The sequence below is a fragment of the Pseudomonas sp. B392_1p genome (assembly GCF_052245235.1).
In the GTDB taxonomy this organism is placed as follows: Bacteria; Pseudomonadota; Gammaproteobacteria; order Pseudomonadales; family Pseudomonadaceae; genus Serpens; species Serpens gallinarum.
The window spans coordinates 104770-121766 of record NZ_JBQPXM010000015.1 but is presented as its reverse complement, the minus strand read 5'-3'; the positions used below and the strand labels follow the sequence as shown (position 1 = coordinate 121766).

At 60.9% G+C, this 16997-nt stretch carries 17 protein-coding genes and 1 pseudogene; 10 read left to right on the top strand and 8 right to left on the bottom strand.

The window, feature by feature from the left end:
• Both ACTV8E_RS18775 and ACTV8E_RS18770 read right to left on the bottom strand, forming a co-directional pair.
• Positions 1 to 967: secretin N-terminal domain-containing protein (locus ACTV8E_RS18775; protein ID WP_443200472.1), on the bottom strand; the 967-nt coding region annotated here is incomplete at its 3' end.
• Positions 968 to 970: 3 nt separating this feature from the next.
• The gene (locus ACTV8E_RS18770; RefSeq protein ID WP_251836424.1) at positions 971 to 1615 is read right to left on the bottom strand and encodes a type II secretion system protein N; all 645 of its coding nucleotides are present in this window, start codon (positions 1613 to 1615) and stop codon (positions 971 to 973) included.
• Positions 1616 to 1878: 263 nt separating this feature from the next.
• On the opposite strand from ACTV8E_RS18770, the gene gspG reads away from it, so the two are divergent.
• The 4 genes from gspG (at position 1879) to ACTV8E_RS18750 (ending at position 6684) form a co-directional block, all read left to right on the top strand.
• The gene (gspG, locus tag ACTV8E_RS18765) at positions 1879 to 2301 is read left to right on the top strand and encodes a type II secretion system major pseudopilin GspG (protein ID WP_350027862.1); all 423 of its coding nucleotides are present in this window, start codon (positions 1879 to 1881) and stop codon (positions 2299 to 2301) included.
• 76 nt (positions 2302 to 2377) lie between these two features.
• A complete protein-coding gene (locus ACTV8E_RS18760) occupies positions 2378 to 2842 on the top strand; it encodes a type II secretion system protein M (protein ID WP_251836423.1) in 465 nt (154 codons plus the stop codon).
• A gap of 14 nt (positions 2843 to 2856) precedes the next feature.
• Positions 2857 to 3681: a polysaccharide lyase gene (locus tag ACTV8E_RS18755; RefSeq protein WP_251836422.1), complete on the top strand. Its 825-nt coding sequence runs from the start codon at positions 2857 to 2859 to the stop codon at positions 3679 to 3681.
• 510 nt (positions 3682 to 4191) lie between these two features.
• Complete coding sequence (locus ACTV8E_RS18750) at positions 4192 to 6684, top strand: beta-glucosidase family protein (protein WP_443200471.1); 2493 nt, start codon at positions 4192 to 4194, stop codon at positions 6682 to 6684.
• A 78-nt stretch (positions 6685 to 6762) separates the two neighbouring features.
• On the opposite strand, the gene ACTV8E_RS18745 is transcribed toward ACTV8E_RS18750, so the two are convergent.
• The 4 genes from ACTV8E_RS18745 to ACTV8E_RS18730 all read right to left on the bottom strand — a co-directional run bounded on the left by ACTV8E_RS18745 (position 6763) and on the right by ACTV8E_RS18730 (position 10111).
• On the bottom strand, positions 6763 to 7743 hold the full coding sequence (locus ACTV8E_RS18745; RefSeq protein WP_443200470.1) for an MBL fold metallo-hydrolase: 981 nt from the start codon (positions 7741 to 7743) through the stop codon (positions 6763 to 6765).
• Positions 7744 to 7824: 81 nt separating this feature from the next.
• Entirely contained in the window at positions 7825 to 9312 is a 1488-nt protein-coding gene (locus ACTV8E_RS18740; RefSeq protein ID WP_251836419.1) for a SulP family inorganic anion transporter, read from the bottom strand.
• Between the two features lie 313 nt (positions 9313 to 9625).
• On the bottom strand, positions 9626 to 9898 hold the full coding sequence (locus ACTV8E_RS18735) for a hypothetical protein (protein ID WP_251836418.1): 273 nt from the start codon (positions 9896 to 9898) through the stop codon (positions 9626 to 9628).
• A gap of 27 nt (positions 9899 to 9925) precedes the next feature.
• Complete coding sequence (locus tag ACTV8E_RS18730; protein WP_286010291.1) at positions 9926 to 10111, bottom strand: hypothetical protein; 186 nt, start codon at positions 10109 to 10111, stop codon at positions 9926 to 9928.
• Positions 10112 to 10181: 70 nt separating this feature from the next.
• Here ACTV8E_RS18730 and ACTV8E_RS18725 point away from each other — a divergent pair.
• Positions 10182 to 10559: pseudogene (locus ACTV8E_RS18725) on the top strand (acyloxyacyl hydrolase); the annotation flags it as partial.
• A gap of 149 nt (positions 10560 to 10708) precedes the next feature.
• On the top strand, positions 10709 to 12520 hold the full coding sequence (locus ACTV8E_RS18720) for a carbamoyltransferase family protein (RefSeq protein WP_443200469.1): 1812 nt from the start codon (positions 10709 to 10711) through the stop codon (positions 12518 to 12520).
• Here ACTV8E_RS18720 and ACTV8E_RS18715 read toward each other — a convergent pair.
• Both ACTV8E_RS18715 and ACTV8E_RS18710 read right to left on the bottom strand, forming a co-directional pair.
• Positions 12513 to 12884 carry a DUF6746 family protein gene (locus ACTV8E_RS18715; RefSeq protein WP_443200468.1) on the bottom strand — a complete coding sequence of 124 codons (372 nt, stop codon included), beginning with the start codon at positions 12882 to 12884 and terminating at the stop codon, positions 12513 to 12515. The two genes, ACTV8E_RS18720 and ACTV8E_RS18715, sit on opposite strands and share 8 nt — an antisense overlap.
• A gap of 163 nt (positions 12885 to 13047) precedes the next feature.
• Positions 13048 to 13752, bottom strand: a complete 705-nt coding sequence (locus ACTV8E_RS18710; RefSeq protein WP_443200467.1) for a glutathione S-transferase C-terminal domain-containing protein — start codon at positions 13750 to 13752, stop codon at positions 13048 to 13050.
• Between the two features lie 107 nt (positions 13753 to 13859).
• Between ACTV8E_RS18710 and ACTV8E_RS18705 the strand changes: the two genes are divergently transcribed.
• The 4 genes from ACTV8E_RS18705 to ACTV8E_RS18690 all read left to right on the top strand — a co-directional run bounded on the left by ACTV8E_RS18705 (position 13860) and on the right by ACTV8E_RS18690 (position 16919).
• The gene (locus ACTV8E_RS18705; protein WP_443200466.1) at positions 13860 to 14306 is read left to right on the top strand and encodes an HIT family protein; all 447 of its coding nucleotides are present in this window, start codon (positions 13860 to 13862) and stop codon (positions 14304 to 14306) included.
• Between the two features lie 78 nt (positions 14307 to 14384).
• Positions 14385 to 15326, top strand: a complete 942-nt coding sequence (locus ACTV8E_RS18700) for a cation diffusion facilitator family transporter (RefSeq protein ID WP_443200465.1) — start codon at positions 14385 to 14387, stop codon at positions 15324 to 15326.
• A 145-nt stretch (positions 15327 to 15471) separates the two neighbouring features.
• Positions 15472 to 15990 (top strand): RNA polymerase sigma factor, encoded by a 519-nt coding sequence (locus ACTV8E_RS18695; protein WP_251836411.1) that lies wholly within the window; start codon positions 15472 to 15474, stop codon positions 15988 to 15990.
• Complete coding sequence (locus tag ACTV8E_RS18690; protein ID WP_443200464.1) at positions 15987 to 16919, top strand: FecR family protein; 933 nt, start codon at positions 15987 to 15989, stop codon at positions 16917 to 16919. Before ACTV8E_RS18695 ends, ACTV8E_RS18690 begins: the two co-directional genes overlap by 4 nt.
• Positions 16920 to 16997: the final 78 nt, after the last annotated feature.

The following is a 16997-nucleotide window of genomic DNA, read 5'->3' as shown; positions in this document are numbered from 1 at the left end:
CGGCCAGCAGGATCAGCGCGTTGAGGCTTTCGTCGGCGCGGATCAGCAGGTTCTGCGGGCGGGCTTCCGCGCCGCCGCCTTCGGGGGCATCCAGACCGGTGGACAGCTCGCCGAGGGTCGCTGCCAGGGTCTTGGCATCGTTGTGGCGCAGGCGGATCACCCGGGTGTTGGCCGAGCGCGTGCTGGGCGTGTCCAGCGAGCGCGCCAGAGCGGCCAAGCGTTCGCGCGCGGCCGGCGGCCCGATCAGCACCAGGCGGTTGGTGCGCGCATCGGCGATCACCTGCGCACCGCTGCCCTTGGCCTGGGTGTTGTTCAGCGTTTCGGCGGCATCCATCACCCAGGCGTGCTGCAGGTTGACCACGCTGTAGTTGTGGCCGCTCTGCTGGTCGAGCTGCTGGATCAGTTGCTCGAGGCGGGCGATGTTGGCGCGGCGGTCGCTGATGATCAGCGCGTTGCTGCTGGGAATGGCGGCCAGGTGGCCGTACTGCGGCACCAGCGGGCGGATCAGCGGCAGCAGTTCACTGGCCGATTGGTGCTGCACCTGGATCAGGCGGGTTTCCAGGTGGTCGGCGCTGTCGCGCGGGGCGTTGGCTTCGGTTTTCGCCTCGGCGTTGGGCACCACCCGCGACTGCCCGTCCTGGGTGAGCACGCTGTAACCGTGGGTGGTCATCACCGAGAGAAACAGCTGGTAGACCTCGCGCAACGACAGCTGGGCGCTGGAGGTGACGCTGATCTGCCCCTTGACTCGTGGATCGATGATGAAGGTTTCGCCGGTGATCGCCGCGACTTGGTCGATGAACTCGCGGATGTCGGCATCCTTGAGGTTGATGGTCCAGCGCTCGGCCTGCTGCTGGCTGCCGGCTGAGCCAGCGGGCGCCACGCCGTTGGCCGCCTGCAGCGTGGGTGAGGCGGTGAGCAGGCTGGCGGTGAGCAGGGCGAGGGTCAGACGCGAAAAAGTCGAAGGCATCGGTCAGTCGCTTTCCGTGGGCTGTTCGATAGGGGGTGGGGGTGTTTCGAGCGGCTCTTCCAGTTCTTGCCGCCATTCGCCGAGGCGTTCGCGTAGCTGGTCGAGACTCAGGTCCTCATCCTGCAAGTCGCTAAATGGTGCGGACAGATCGTCGTCGGATGGGCCGACTGGCGCCGCAACGTTGCTCGGATTCCCATGTTGCGGGAAATACAGTGTTTCCAGGCGACCGTTGCGTTCAACCTCGATGCGGTCAGCATAGACCGCATGCAGGCGAACGCCGGATTCCAGTTCGCTGCCTATTTCAAACCGCTGGGGCTTGGCGCCATTGCGCTGGATGATCGCGCTGGAGCGCAGAGGGTTGGCATTGACGAAGCTGCCATGCAGGGTCAGGCGCAGTGTGGTGGCCGGCGGCGCGCCCTGAGCAACGGGAGTGGGGCCAAACAGGGCGGCCAGCTGGGCCAAGGTAGGCGTGGCTGGAGGTGCCGCTAGGCGAGATTCAACGGCAGCTGGCGGGTTACGCAACAGCTGTAGCCATTCCACGCTCTGCCAGGCCAGGCTGGCGCCCAGGAGCATCAGCAGCAGGACGCTGAGCACCAGGGGTGCCTGACGCTGCAGCCAGTGGGTAAAGACGGAGGTGGATATGGGCAAGACAATGCTCCCTGTATTTCTTTTGGGTGCAGGCATCAAGGAACCGAGTCTGGAAGCAGGTCACTAAGCTGAACTTTATGGCTCCGAGAATAGACTAGAAGCCTGAGGGCTCTGACCCAAGGGTCTGCATAACAGCCCGCTGCTCGCGAGGCCGGCGCTGATACGCCGCCTGGGCCAAGCATTCGGGAGGGACTTGGTCTAGGCGACTAGCACCTAAGACATGCTTCACGCCGAACTGTCTTACAACCAAAGAGATTAACGCTGTGAACAAGCAACGCGGTTTCACGCTGATCGAAATCATGGTGGTGGTGGTCATCCTCGGCATTCTCGCCGCCTTGGTGGTGCCGCAGATCATGAGTCGTCCGGATCAGGCCAAGGTCACCGTGGCCAAGGGGGACATCAAGGCGATTTCGGCGGCCCTGGACATGTACAAGCTCGACAACCACAGCTACCCGAACACCCAGCAGGGATTGGAAGCCTTGGTACGCAAGCCGTCCGGCAATCCGCCGGCGCGCAACTGGAATCCGGACGGTTACCTCAAGCGCATGCCGGTCGATCCGTGGGGCAATCCCTATCAGTACCTGGCGCCGGGTACCCGCGGGCCGTTCGATCTGTATTCGTTCGGTGCTGATGGCAAGGAAAGCGGCACTGACCTGGATGCCGATATCGGCAACTGGGATTTCTAGCAGCCCAGTGCCTGGAGGTTATATGGCTGCCTGGAACCGGAAGCAGATAACGAGCTACTTACACGCATCGCCCCTGATGCAGCGTTGGCGGCAGCTGGCGCGTCGTGAACGCATGATGCTGGGTTTGCTGGGGCTGTTTCTGTTGGCTGTCGTGCTGTACCTGGGATTCTGGAAGCCCGCAGTCGAATACCGGGCCGCTTCACTGACCTATTTTCAGGAGCAGCGTGATTTGCACGCCTATCTGCAGGCGCGAGCGCCAGAGGCTCGGGGGCTGCAGGGGCAGCCAAAAGCTCGTCTGGATCCTGCGCGCCTGCAAGGCGAGGTCACTGCAAGCGCTACGCAGCAAGGCCTGTCGGTGGAGCGTTTGGAGGCCGGGGCCGAGGGTGCTCTTCAGGTCAGTCTGCAACCGACCGAGGCGGCTCGATTGCTGAACTGGCTGGCCGAGCTGGAAAAGCAGGGCGTGCGTGTCGATGAGGCCGGTCTGGATCGCCAGGCCGACAGTCGCGTCAGCGTGCGTCTGACCCTACGCGTATCGCCCTAAATAAGGTTACGTCAATGCCTGATCTCACCCCTTGCATGGTTGCGGTTCTGCTTGCCTGCGCAGCCACTTTTTTGCTGCCTGCGCAAAGCCCGGCGGCGCAAACGCTTGCCCGACGGGTGCTGGACGAGTCGTTTGACGGTAAAACCTTGACGGATTTTGGCACGGCGGTAGTGGCTGCGAAAAACGTTTCCCTGGCTAGCGGCAAGGGCGTGAATCATTCGAACGCAATCAGAGTGGACTATCGAGGCAACAGCAGGGGCAGCGAGAGGGTCATTGTCAACTACAAGCTGCCCCCCTCCTTGTATTACACGCTGAGTTTCGACGTGAACTTCTGCTCGGAATTTGACTTTCGCAAAGGAGGCAAGCTGCACGGGCTTGGTCCGGCCAGGCCTGTTGCTGGTGGTAACCGGATATCCCCGTCGCGGTGGAGTGCCAGGGCGATGTTCCGGCGTGACGGCGGATTGCAGACCTACATTTACAGTCAGAACATGAAAGGTCGTTACGGTGACGTTGTTATCGCCAAAAATTTCCGCTTCGAACGAGGCCATTATTATGCGGTGTCGTTGCAGGTGGTACTCAACAACCCGGCATCAGAAAGTAATGGCTATATGCGAATATATGTAGACGATGCTCTGGTTGCCGAACACCGCAGCATCAAGTTCCGCTCCGCCGAGACGTTGGACTCCCATATCAATACGCTGATGTTCAATACCTTTCACGGCGGTCACAGCGCCGACTGGGCACCTCGCAAGGCCGATGGATCCTATGCGGTGACCTGTGCTTATTTCGATAATTATTCAGTTTCCCCCTCGCTTACAGTCAAGCGTGGGCCTGGGTAACGGTACTTGGGCTTATAGCAGAACGCTTCGTTTAGAGGAGTGCTGGTGCAAAAGTCGGCCGACTATTACGCCAAGTCAAAGTTCGTTCTTTCTGAGCAATGGCCGCTTTAAATATTGATGAATTCTGGTGATTCGGCCAATCGTCGGAGAGCGTCTTGGGACTGTTTCAAAATGTCTACCCTCCCTCATGTGCTCCTCATCCCGATATGCATTGCATGAGGAAGCTCGACTATTTCGGATTCACCTAACGTCATGTTTGCGCCAAAAGGCCTTTGATAGTTTTGTGGTGAGTTTCCAGGGGTAATTGAGTTTCAACGATGCAAGTGACTGCGACACAGAGCTTTTCATTGACGCAGCCGTAAGCCAGTTCCGCCATTTCAACTGACTTGCGATATCGACCATGGGTGACCCGAAGCGTACCTACCTAACGGTTAGGAGAATCTTATGGGTCGTCATCGCAAAACACTCTCAGATCACCTCTTGAGAGCCACGGCATTCGCAATACTCACCGTGCCTATTGCGCTTGTCGCTCAGGAGAGCGGCAACAATTCACAGGTCCCGTCGGGTAATGAAGGCATTTTCCTCGAGCGCGCCGAGCTATTGCTCAGCCAGATGACGCTGGAGCAGAAAATCCAGCAATTGGCCAACAAGCCCGAAGAGGTCGACTTTCCCGAAGGGACCTATCTCGCCTCGGGCGGCAGGCAAGCGACCTGTGGGTTCACTGCCATCGGCAGACGCATCACCGGCATTCCCGAGCTGGGCATCCCGACTATTCGTGAGATCAACGGCGGCAACGGCGTGCGCGGGGGCGACTGCGTACCGGAGCCGGTGAGGACCGCCGGACCCTCGATGACCCTCGCGGCGGCCAGTTTCGATCCGCAGTTGATGTATGCCTGGGGCGAGGTGGTGGGTAACGAGGCGCGTACCTTTGCCCACCAGATCATGCTTGGCCCAGCACTGAACCTGATCCGTTCGCCCTATGCCGGCCGTGCTCAGGAATACCCCGGTGAGGATCCGTACCTCGCCGGCATCATCGGCTCCGCCCAGGTTCGCGGCATCCAGTCGCAAGGCGTGCATTCGATGATCAAGCACTTCGCGGGCAACGAGCACGAATTCAATTTCGAACGCTGGACCGCGGCGTCGCGCATTCCCAGCCGGGCATTGCATGAGCTGTACCTGCTGCCCTTTGAAATGGCGGTCAGGGATGCGAAACCCGCCGGCATCATGTGCGCCTACCCGCACCTGAACGGTTCCTGGGCGTGCGACAGTGAAGAGCTGCTGCAGCAGACCCTGCGTGACCGCTGGGGCTTCGATGGCTGGATCGAGAGCGACCGGCGTGCCATGCACAGCACGGTGGACTCCTTGCTGGCGGGTGTCGGTTACGAGCTCGATGAGCAGCCGGTGTACTACTCCGAGGAAAACATCAAGGCCGCCATCGCTGCGGGTGAGATAACGGAGGAGGACGTCGACGCGGTGCTCTTGCCCCGTTACACCAAGATGTACGAGTTCGGGTTCTTCGATAACAGCTACAACCGCATGCTTCCGGTTGATTTCGAGACAAATGGAGCCAAGGCGCGCGCGTTGGCGGAAGCCGGTATCGTGCTGCTCAAGAACGAGGAGAGTCTGTTGCCGTTGGACGCGGCGGAGGTGCAGTCGATAGCGCTGATCGGTCACCCCTGGTTTGCAGGTTCGGCCACTATTCCGCCGCGTAATGGGGATCCGGCAGAGCTGACCACGGTAATCCCGCCATTTACCGTGACCCCGGAGCAAGGCCTGGAGCAGTACGTCCCTGCGGTGACCTATCTCGACGGTCATGACATCGCAGCAGCCGTAGAGCTGGCGCAAAATTCCGATGTCGTCGTACTTGGAGTGGGTACCACACCCCGTGAAACACGGGATCCGACGACCATCAGGCTGCCCACGTTCTGCTCGGAGAGCGAGCAGAACCCGGACGGAGAGGATTCCCACGAGCTGGGTGAGCAGCCCGATCAGGACTTGCCGACGACAGAAGTCTGTCTGGATCAGGAGGAGCTGATCCGCCAGGTTTCGGCAGTCAATCCCAAGACCATCGTGGTGCTCTACAGCGGGGCCGGTGTGGTCATGGATTGGGTAGACCAAGTGCCAGCACTCATAGCCGCTTGGTTCCCCGGCCAGGAAGATGGCGACATCATCGCCGACATCGTATTCGGTGCCCTCAACCCGTCGGGCAAGTTGCCGGTGACCTTCCCCAATACCGAACGTGAGGCGGCTTTCGCCACCGAAGCGCAGTATCCGGGCCTGCACGAGTTTACCGGCATACCCGGTGGCCCAGGCAGGGCGGGTGACCCGAACCTACCGCAGTTGGTCAGTCGCTACCTCGAGGGTTTGGAGATGGGCTACCGCTGGTATGAGGCGAATGCTGTTACGCCCCGGTTCCCCTTTGGGTATGGGCTGTCCTACACCACCTTCCAGTACAGCCACTTGAAGCTGAAGAGATCATTCCGGCCCGAATACGAAATGGTTGAGGTGAAGCTGCCGAATAGCCAAAAGCCGCGCGTCATTCGGAAGCTCAAGGACATCGTGCCGGTGCTTACCGCCGAGTTCCATGTCACCAACACGGGGACGGTCGCAGGCGGCGAGGCTGCGCAGGTTTACCTGCAATTGCCCCACAAGGCCCAGCAGCCTGCCAAGCGTCTGGTGGGCTTCCAGAAGGTCTTCCTCAATCCTGGTGAGAGTGCACAGGTCTCGGTCGAAATAGAGGCCAACGCCTCCAACCATCCGTTCTCCCACTTCGTTCCCACTATTCCCGATTACCTTCCGGCCTGGGCCGAAGGCGAGTGGGAAACTGAGGATGGGTATTATCGGGTGCTGGTGGGCGGGTCGTCGGCTGACACACCCCTCATCAAGTCCATCGCCATGGTGTTCCCGGACTTCAAGAAATGGGCCGTCTGGCCTGATCTTTTCCAAAAGGACACCGTCGCGAGTATGGACGGTACAGGGCATGACACAGGGCATATGAAGTAAGCACCCGTTGCCTTTGAGCGGGTGACGTTGCACACCATCGCGGGCAGGGAAGTCCGCGATTTTTGATGTGCGGCTAGCTCAGCGTGGTTTCGTCGGATGCGTTTCAACCCGCAATAACACGCCATCCTTCCCCAACCTGAACCGCGCAAAATCCTCCGCCAGGAACAGCCGCCCGCGATAAACAGCCGCAGCCTCCGCGCGGATATTCTCGATGGACAACCCACGGGCAGGCCGTGCCGAGTAACGGGCGCTGAAGTGTGTCAGTACCAGATTGGGAAGGTCGCTTGCCTGAGCGAAGGCGGCGACACAGGCGGCCGTGCTGTGGCCGAATAGGCTGCGTTCGTCGTTGGTCACCGCGTGGGTGAAGGTGGCTTCGTGAACGAGAACCTGGGCGTCGCGGCAGGCGTCGGCCAGCAGTTCGGGGCGGTCGTTGTCGCCACCGACCACGATGCAACGTGGCGCTCGGGTGGCTAGCAAATAATCATCGCTGTGCAACGTGCGGCCCTGGTGCTGCACGTCGAAGCCATGGGCAAGCTGGCCCCACAGCGGGCCACGCGGAATACCCTCGCGGTCGAGTTTTTCAACATCCAGACGCGGGTCGGGACGGGCTTCAGTAAAGCGGTAGCCATAGCTGGGCACGCGGTGGGAGAGGGCGGTCGCATCCACGCGCAGCTGACGGTTGCGCCACTCGCCAAGGGATTCCACGGCGTGAAATCTCAGCTCATAGGGCAGCGCGGTCTGGCTGATGCGCAGAGTGGTACGCACCCATTCCGCAATGCCGAGCGGAGCAATGATTTCCAGGGGTTCGGTGCGGCCCGCCAGGCCCGCGCTGGCCAGCACGCCGGGTAGCCCGTAGCAGTGATCGCCATGCACATGAGTGATGAAGATGGCCCGCAGGCCATGCAATGAGAGCGGCGTATACAGCAACTGGTGCTGGGTAGCTTCGCCGCAGTCCACCAGATACCAGCCTTTTCCGGTGTCTTCCAGCACTGCCAGTGCGGTGACGTTGCGGGCCTTGGTGGGCGTGCCGGAGGAGGTGCCGAGAAAGAGCAGATCCACGGTTGGCGCTCCTGTGAAGCGTGATGCTCAGAGTATGCCGCAAGCACCTGCCGAGCATGCCACCTCACTGCTGCGCATTGCTTATGAACCTAAATGCCCCATCGCGTCCGCCGCTGCCTCGCGTTCCGCTTGTTGCAGCCCCGCGCGGCGCAGCAATTGTTTACAGCGTTCCGACAGGTGCACCACGCGCAAGTGCTTGCCGGTCCGGGTGTAGCGCTCGCGCAGGGTGATCAGCGCAGCGATGGCGGAGTAGTCGACAAAGTTCAAGTGCTGGCAATCCAGGGTCACCTGTTGCGGATCGCCCGCGGCGTCGAAGAGTTCCAGAAAACGCGTGGTGGAGGCGAAAAATAGCGTGCCGTGGGGGCGGTAGACTTTGCTGCCATTGGCGTCCATGTGACTGTCCACATACAGCTCGCGGCCGTGCTGCCAGGCAAAATTCAATGCGGCAATGACAATACCGCACAGCACGGCGGTGGCCAGGTCAGTGAACACCGTGATAACGGTGACGGCAACAATCACCAACACATCGTGCAACGGCACCTTGTTCACCACGCGCAGCGAGGCCCAGGCGAAGGTCTGCTGAGCGACCACGAACATCACGCCCACCAACGCGGCCAGCGGGATGCGCTCGATCAGCGGCGAGAGAAACAGCACGAACAGCAGGATCATCACCCCAGCCACCACGCCGGACAGGCGCCCGCGTCCGCCGGAGCCGAGGTTGATCATGGTCTGGCCGATCATCGCGCAGCCGCCCATGCCGCCGCACAGGCCAGACGCCACGTTGGCCGCGCCGAGGGCCACGCATTCGCGGTTGGTGTGGCCACGGCTCTGGGTGATTTCGTCGGTGAGGTTGAGGGTCAACAGGGTTTCCAGCAGGCCGACCAGACCCATCAACACGGCGTAGGGCGCGATGATGCGCAGGGTTTCCAGGTTCCAGGGAATGTCTGGCAGGGCCAGGCTCGGCAGGCCGCCGGCGATGTTGGCCATGTCGCCCAAGGTATGGGTGGGCAATTGCAGGAAGTAGGTGAGCAGGCCCACGCCGAGTATCGCCACCAGCGCCGGCGGCACGCTGCGGGTCAGGCGCGGCAGCAGGTAGACGATGGCCATGGTCAGTGCCACCAGACCGAGCATCAGATACAGCGAGTTGCCCGACAGCCAGGCATCGCCCTCCTTGAAATGCTCCAGCTGGGCGAGGGCGATGACGATGGCCAGACCGTTGACGAATCCTTGCATGACCGGGTGCGGCACCATGCGCACCAGCTTGCCCAGGCGCAGGGCGCCGAACAGGATCATCAGCAGCCCCCCGAGCAGCACGGTGGCCAGCAGGTACTGCGCGCCGTGCTGAATCACCAGCGCGATGATCACCACCGCCATGGAGCCCGCCGCGCCGGAAATCATCCCCGGCCGGCCGCCGAACAGCGCGGTGAGAGTGCAAATGATAAAGGCGCCGTACAAGCCCATCAGCGGGTTGAGCTGGGCGACCAGGGCGAAGGCGATACATTCGGGCACCAGGGCGAACGAAGTGGTGAGTCCGGCCAGGACATCGGTGCGCAGTTGAGCGAGTTTCATGAAATACCTGAAAGCGCGAAGGTGAGGCGCCGAACGAGCGTCCGGTGCTGCGGCGTGACTAGAAAGCCGGGCATGTTAACAGGCCGCCCAAAAAACGACCTAATGTCCTGTTTGGTTGCCCGACGCGGCCTTCGTTTCTTCTCGAGCATCCACTCTCTGGGTGAATGACCGAACAACGCTAAGCCGAACCGCACTCCGTCAATCCCCGTCCTGCCTCTGCATAGATAACGCGTTGCTGAATAGCGGTCGGAATATGCAGCGATAGGTAATCGATCAGGCTCCTGACTGCCGGCAATATGCCGCGAGGGCTTGTTTAGGTAAGGCTAAGCCCAGTGGGGGGCCCCACCCAGGATGGCAAGATGCGTTCCAGCAGCCCTTCATGGATGCTGGCGCTCACCGAAGGTTCTGGCAGTAGGGCAATGCCGGTGCCATGAACCGTGGCTTCCAACTGTACGCGCAGGTCATCGGTAATCAGCGCGGGAGTGTGATGGATCAGCAGCGGCTCTGCCTGGTTGCGCATCAGACCCCATCGACCCTGCTCATGGGCAAAATCGGCAAGGGTGCAGATGGTCGCGAAATCATTCAAATCATTAATGGAGTCGGGACGTCCGTGTCACTGCAGATAATTCGGGCTGGCCACGAGAATCGGATATGCCTGGCCCAGTAATCTGGACACCAGCCCAAGCGACTCATCAATCCGTGTAGTGGCTTGTAAAGCGATATCGAAACGCTCTTCCACCACATTGACTACGCGGTCCGAAGCATCGATTACCACTGCCACCTTGGGGTGGGTACTCATCAGCCGCGATTTCTCGATCCCGGTTGCACGGGAAGCAGCTGAAAAGCCGCCGTGTCTTACCGTGATGGTCTGGTCCAAGACCTGGCTGGCCAGTGAAACGGGCGCTTCACCGGTTACTGGGATGCCGGTTACACCTACTGGAAAGGCGCCGAATACAGCGGTGCCCATTCATTGTCGTTCAGCCCGGTATTCGTCTACGAATTTGCCGGTGAAGGCGTGCAGCCTTACATCGGAGTTGGGTGTGGGTGTGTCGTTCTTCTCCAAAACCGATGTGGGTGAACGTCAACTGGGCTCGTCGTTCAACTTTGAAGACCGTCTTGGGGTTGGGCTCAAATTATCTGCCACGCAAAAGGTGGGCGTGCGGGCGATTCACTACTCCAATGCCGGCCTCAAAAGTCCCAATGCGGGCATCGAGTCCTTCGCGCTTTTCTATAACCAGGCCTTCTAAACGGCCGTTGGCCTGCGCACGCGAAAGGTTGGCGTGCGGGTTGTTCACTACGCTGATTCCATTCGGATCGAGCCCTACGCGTTTTTCACTGAATAGGCATGGCAATCAAAAACCTTTCCTTACACGCTTCAAAAAAAAGAGGTGCACCCATGGGACTTACCATTCTCGGACTTTCCGGTGCTTTGAGTCATGACCCGTCAGCTGCGCTGTATATCGATGGCAAGCTGATTGCCGCTGCGGAAGAGGAACGTTTCGTGCGTGACAAGCATGCGAAGAATCGCATGCCTTACGAGTCCGCAAAGTACTGTTTGGCGCAGGCCGGCATCGGCCCAGCAGAGGTGGATATCGTCGCTATTCCTTTCGCCCCCATCAGTATTTTCAAGAAGGCACGTTGGCACTATGCCAAGGGCTACTGGTATGCCCCCGACCGGTCGCTGGACGCCATCTTCATGGGCAACCGCCGTTTCAAACGCTACAAGAAGCGCATCCAATGGTGCCTGCAGCAGCTGGGCTTCGACCTGAAGAAAGTCAAATTGGAGCCGGTCGAACACCACCTGGCTCACGCCTCGAGCGCCTATCACTGTTCAGGCTTTCAGGAGAAGACCGCCATCCTCGGTATCGATGGCAAGGGCGAATACGCCACCACTTTCTTCGGTTACGGCGAGAACGGCAAGATTCACAAGATCAAGGAGTTCTATGATCCGGATTCCCTCGGCGGGTTGTACGGTGCCCTGACCGAATATCTGGGTTTCGACATGCTTGATGGCGAGTTCAAGGTCATGGGCATGGCGCCTTACGGGGATGCCGCCAAGTATGACTTTTCCCGGCTGGCCAAATTCGAGAAGGGTGAGCTGACCATCAACACCGAGTACGCCAACGTGATCGGTTTCCGACGCTACAAGGATAAGGGCAAGGGCTTTTACTTCTCGCCCAAGCTGATCGAGTGGCTTGGCCCCAAGCGCGAAGGCGATGTTGCCGACGATCCGTACGTCCACTATGCCGCCAGCATGCAGGCGCTGTTCGAGAAGCTGGCGCTGGAAATGATGGATTACTACCTGGGTGACATCATCAAGGAAACCGGCAAGATCGCCTTTGCCGGCGGTTGCGCGCTGAACGTGAAACTGAACCAGAAAATCATTGCCCGTGACGACGTCAAGGAGCTGTTCGTCCAGCCCGCCGCCAGCGATGCCGGCACCGCCGTGGGTGCTGCCGCCTACGTGTCACACCAGCGCGGCGTGCCGGTGGAGAAGATGGAACACGTCTACCTCGGGCCCCGTTACACCAACGAGGACGTCATTGCCGCGTGCGCAGGCCACCCGAATCAGCCGCAGTGGCAGAAGATCGACAACGTACCCGAACACGTTGCCCAGCTTATGGTCGAGGGCCATCCGGTGGCCTGGTTTCAGGGGCGTATGGAGTTCGGCCCGCGCGCGTTGGGCGGGCGTTCGATCATCGGCTGTCCGAGCGTGCCCGGCGTTGCCGATCGCATCAATGCACAGATCAAGTTTCGCGAACGCTGGCGTCCGTTCTGCCCATCCATGCTCGATACCGTCGCCCCACACATGCTCAAGGTTGATCATCCCAGCCCCTTCATGACCTTCACCTTCGAGGTCAACGAAGGCTGGGCCGGGCGCGTACCGGAAGTCGTCCACGAAGACGGCACCGCCCGCGCCCAGGTAGTGGAGCGCCGACATCACCCGCGCTGGTACGACCTGATGGTCGAGCTGGAAAAGCTGACCGGTAATGGTGTGGCGCTCAACACGTCGCTCAACCGTCGTGGTGAACCTATGGTCTGCTCGCCCACCGATGCGTTGAACATCTTCTACGGGTCGGATCTGCAGTATCTGGTCATGGAGGATGTGTTGGTGGTGAAGGAAAGGGCAGATCAGGGTAGGGTTGAATCGATGCTAGCGGCTGGGCTTGAAGTTCGAGCCCAGCCGTCACAGGGACCGCTTATTTGACCAGCGTGCGCGCCGCTTCCAGGTAGCGCGCGCCTTGCGCCTTTACCGTCTGTGGGTCGGCAGTTTCCGAGGCGATGTGCACCTCTTCCAGGGTCGCAGCGATCTGCTGCAGTTCTTCATCGATTTTTTTCAGCGCGTTTTCCAGCGTGTAGCTAAGCATATGCACTTCGGCCATACGCTCGGAGGTCAGCTCCTGAGCGAGCGTATCGGCCAGTCGCTGGTTGTAATCGGCGAGGTGGGTGACTGCTTCCGTCAGGCTAGTGGAAGGCACGCCCTTGAAGTGGGCGAGGCGTTCGCTGGCCAAGGTTGAAGTGGCCAGGCAGGTACCCAGGGCAAACGCGGCAAATCGGGCGATAGAGTTCACGAGGCGATTCCTGTTGGAGAAGTTGGTGACTCGAAAGTAACAATTCTCAAACGGGAATTAATTGCATTTAGTCAATTTTTGCTACGATTTTTCATCGCTGTCCACGCCATGCCTTGTCCGCAACCGGCCATCAAACGCGCCTTCGCGGACTAGGCACTTCACGTTATCCCTGGCTGGGAATCTCCAGTCCACGCACCACGGCGGGACGCGCCAGAAAGGCCTGCAGCACACGCTCGACGTTGGGGAAGCGCTGGAATTCCACCAGATCGCCGGCGGCGTAGAAGTCCACCAGCGTACGGACCCAGGGGAAGAGGGCGATATCGGCAATGCTGTACTCATTGCCCATGATCCAGGCGCGGCCGTCCAGGCGCTGTTCCAACACGCCGAGCAGGCGTTTGGCCTCGGCAATGTAGCGCTCGCGCGGGCGCGGATCTTCGATGTCCTTGCCGGCGAATTTATGGAAGAAACCGAGTTGGCCGAACATCGGGCCAACGCCCCCCATTTGGAACATCAGCCACTGGATACATTCGTAGCGGCCCGCAGCATCCTGGGGCAGCAACTGGCCGGTCTTCTCCGCCAGATAAATCAGAATGGCGCCGGATTCGAACAACGCCAGCGGCTGACCGTTCGGGCCATTGGGGTCGAGAATTGCGGGAATCTTGTTGTTCGGGTTGAGCGAGAGAAACTCCGGAGAGAGCTGGTCATTGCTGTCGAAGCTGACCCGATGCGCTTCATACGGCAGGCCGATTTCCTCGAGCATGATGGAAACCTTGACGCCGTTGGGCGTGGTCAGCGAATAAAGCTGCAGCCGTTCGGGGTGGGAGGCGGGCCATTTGCGGGTGATGGGGAAGGCAGAAAGGTTGGCCATGGCAAGGCTCCGGTGTGAAGAGTGAAGCCAAGAGGATAACGCCCCGGTGGCGGAACGGGCAGAAGGCGGTATCTTTCTCCCATCGTTAACGGGTTGGAGAAACCTTTATGAGTCTGCAGGGCGATTACGATTCACAGAACATCTTTGCCAAGATCATTCGCGGCGAGGCCCCGAGTTACAAAGTCTACGAGGACGACGATGTGCTGGCGTTTCTCGACCTGTTCCCGCAGTCCTACGGCCATACGCTGGTGATTCCCAAGAAGGCGGCGGCGCGCAACCTGCTGGAAATTGACGCGGACAGCCTGTGTCAACTGACCCTGGCGGTGCAAAAGGTCACGCGTGCATTGGTCGAGGAGCTGCAACCGGCAGGAGTGCAGGTGGCACAGTTCAACGGCGCACCGGCCGGGCAGACGGTGTTCCACATCCACATGCACATCATTCCGCGCCATGAAGGCGAGAGCCTGGGCATTCATGCCAGCCAGAAGGCCGACCCGGTCGAGCTTGAACGACTGCAGGCACGGCTGGTGCGGCGGCTGAATTCGCTGACGGCTTGACCTGTCCCCCATGGCAAGCTTCATCGTTGAGCGGGACGGTGCCTTCCGCCGTCCTTACGCCAGACACGGAGCGCGTTGATGCCAGAGCATGCCCCCCATTCCGCTCATGGCCATGAACATGGCCCACATCAGCATGACGGCCACAGCCACACACCGACGGTAACACTGGGAAATGTCGGGCGGATTCGCTGGGTGTTTCTGCTGACCGCCGGCTATGCCGCCATCCAGGCCGTCGGCGGTTGGTTGTCCGGCTCGTTGGCGCTGATCGCTGACGCCGGGCATATGGTGTCCGACTCGGCGGCGCTGCTGCTGGCGCTGGTCGCCTACCGCATTGCCGCTCGCGCAGCGGATGAAACGCGCACGTATGGGTTCCATAGGGTGCGCGTGCTGGCTGCTTTGGCCAATGGCGCATCGCTGCTGTTGTTAGTTGCCTGGATCGTCTGGGAAGCCGTCGGCCGGTTGCGTGAGCCGACCGAGGTGTTGGCCGGACCCATGCTGGTCGTCGCGGTGATTGGCCTGGCGGTAAACATCGTCGGAGCGCTGGTGCTCTGGTCGGGCAATCGCGGCGACAGCAACCTGCGCGGCGCGTTGCTGCATGTGATGGGCGATCTGCTCGGTTCCGTCGGCGCCATTGCGGCGGCCATCGGCATTTTGCTGACCGGCTGGACTGTCCTCGATCCCTTGCTGTCGGTGCTGGTCGCGGTGCTGGTGGTGCGCTCGGCGTGGGGGTTGGTGTCGGAGGCCATCCGCGTCCTCTTGCAGTCGGTGCCGCTGGGACTGGATGTACGGGCGGCCGAGGCCGACCTGGCCACCTTGCCGGGTATCAACGAGGTGGGGCATTTCCATGCCTGGACACTGACCGACGAAAGCTGCGTGGCGACGGTGCATGTCACCCCGGCGTCCGGCGCCGATCCCCTGGAATTGCCCGCGCGGGTGGCGTCGCGGTTACGCGAGCGCTACGCCATTGATCACGTAACCGTACAGGTCGACCCGCCCGGCAAGATCAGCCAGCCTCATTAAGGCTTTCCGAGCCTGGCTGCGTGTCCGGCTCGTCATCTGACTTACCAAAAAAACACGACAGCCTGATCGGCTCCGGCTAGTATTGCTCGCCATCTGAGAACGATTCCGATTTGTTCTTCATTCGCATCTCGTCGGCGAGGTCGCTGTGTCAGCTGAGAACATTACGCATCAACAACGGGTTGGCGTGCTCTACCGCGAGCATCGCGACTGGCTGCTCGGCTGGCTGCGCAGAAACCTGAGCTGCCCGCAGCGGGCCGAGGATTTGAGCCAGGACACTTTCGTGCGCCTGCTGGGGCGCAACGGCTTGCCGGAACTGCGAGAGCCCCGCGCTTTGCTGACCACCGTCGCTCGCGGCTTGCTGATCGACCACTTTCGCCGCAGCGATCTGGAGCGTATTTATCTGGACGAGCTGGCGCGGCTGCCAGAGAGAGTTCAGCCGAGTCCGGAAGAACAGGCGCTGGCGCTGGAAGCGTTGCGCCAGGTGGAGCAGATGCTCGGCCACTTGCCCGGCAAGGCCCGCGCGGCCTTTTTATACAACCGGCTGGATGGACTGGGCCATGCCGAAATCGCCGAGCGCCTCGGCGTGTCGGTGTCGCGGGTGCGCCAGTACCTAGCCCAAGCGCTGCGCCAGTGTTACGTGGCGATTTACGGAGAGCCGCAATGAATGCGGTAACCCATCGGGTATTGGACGAAGCCATCGACTGGCAGCTTTGCCTCGACTCCGGCGACGCCACGGACCAGGAGCGCCAGGCCTTCACCGCTTGGTTGGCTGCCCATCCAGAGCATGCTCGGGCTTGGCAGCAATTGGGCGGCCTCGATCAGCAGCTTGCCGTCGCCGAGCCGGCGCCGGCACGGCGCGCATTGTTGCGCCGCCCCACACGCCGCCGGCTGGGCTCCAGCCTGTTGGTGTTGGTGCTGCTGGGTGGGCTGCTGGGGCTGAGCGCTCAACGCCCGCTGAGCGACTTTCTTGCCGACGAGATAACCGCACGCGGTGAGCAACGCAGCCTGTTATTGCCGGACCAGACCCGCGTGCACCTGAACAGCGCCAGTGCTTTGGATATCGACTTCACCGCGCAGCATCGCCACCTGACTCTGCGCAGCGGCGAGATTCTGGTGGAGACCGCCAAGGGTGACAGCCGCCCGTTGTGGGTGATGACCGAGCATGGGCGGCTGCGGCCGCTTGGCACGCGTTTTCTGGTGCGCCTGGAGGAGGGCGCCACGCGCCTGACTGTGCTGCAGTCGTCCGTCGCGGCCTATGCGCAAACGGCGGGCGAGGAACGCATCATCGAGGCCGGCGAACAGGTCATGATCGGTCGGAACGGGTTGGGTACGTCCCAAGCGGCGTCCTATGCCGCCGATGCCTGGAGCCGCGGCATGCTGGTGGTGGATGACGTACCTTTAGGCGAGTTCATCGCGCGCCTTGGCGAACAGCGGCGTGGGTACCTGGGGCTTGATCCGCGCTTGGCGCAGTTGCGTATCAGCGGCAGCTTTCCGTTACACGACACGGACCTGGCATTGGCCGCCTTGGTGCCCAGCGTGCCGGTGCGTATTCAGCGCTACACCGACTGGTGGGTGAAAGTGGTGCCGCAGTAAGGAGCGCTTGCTCGGTGCAGGGCAGAAAAATATTTTCGTCAGGCCCTGTCACTTTTGTTCTTTGTCACGGCATAGGCA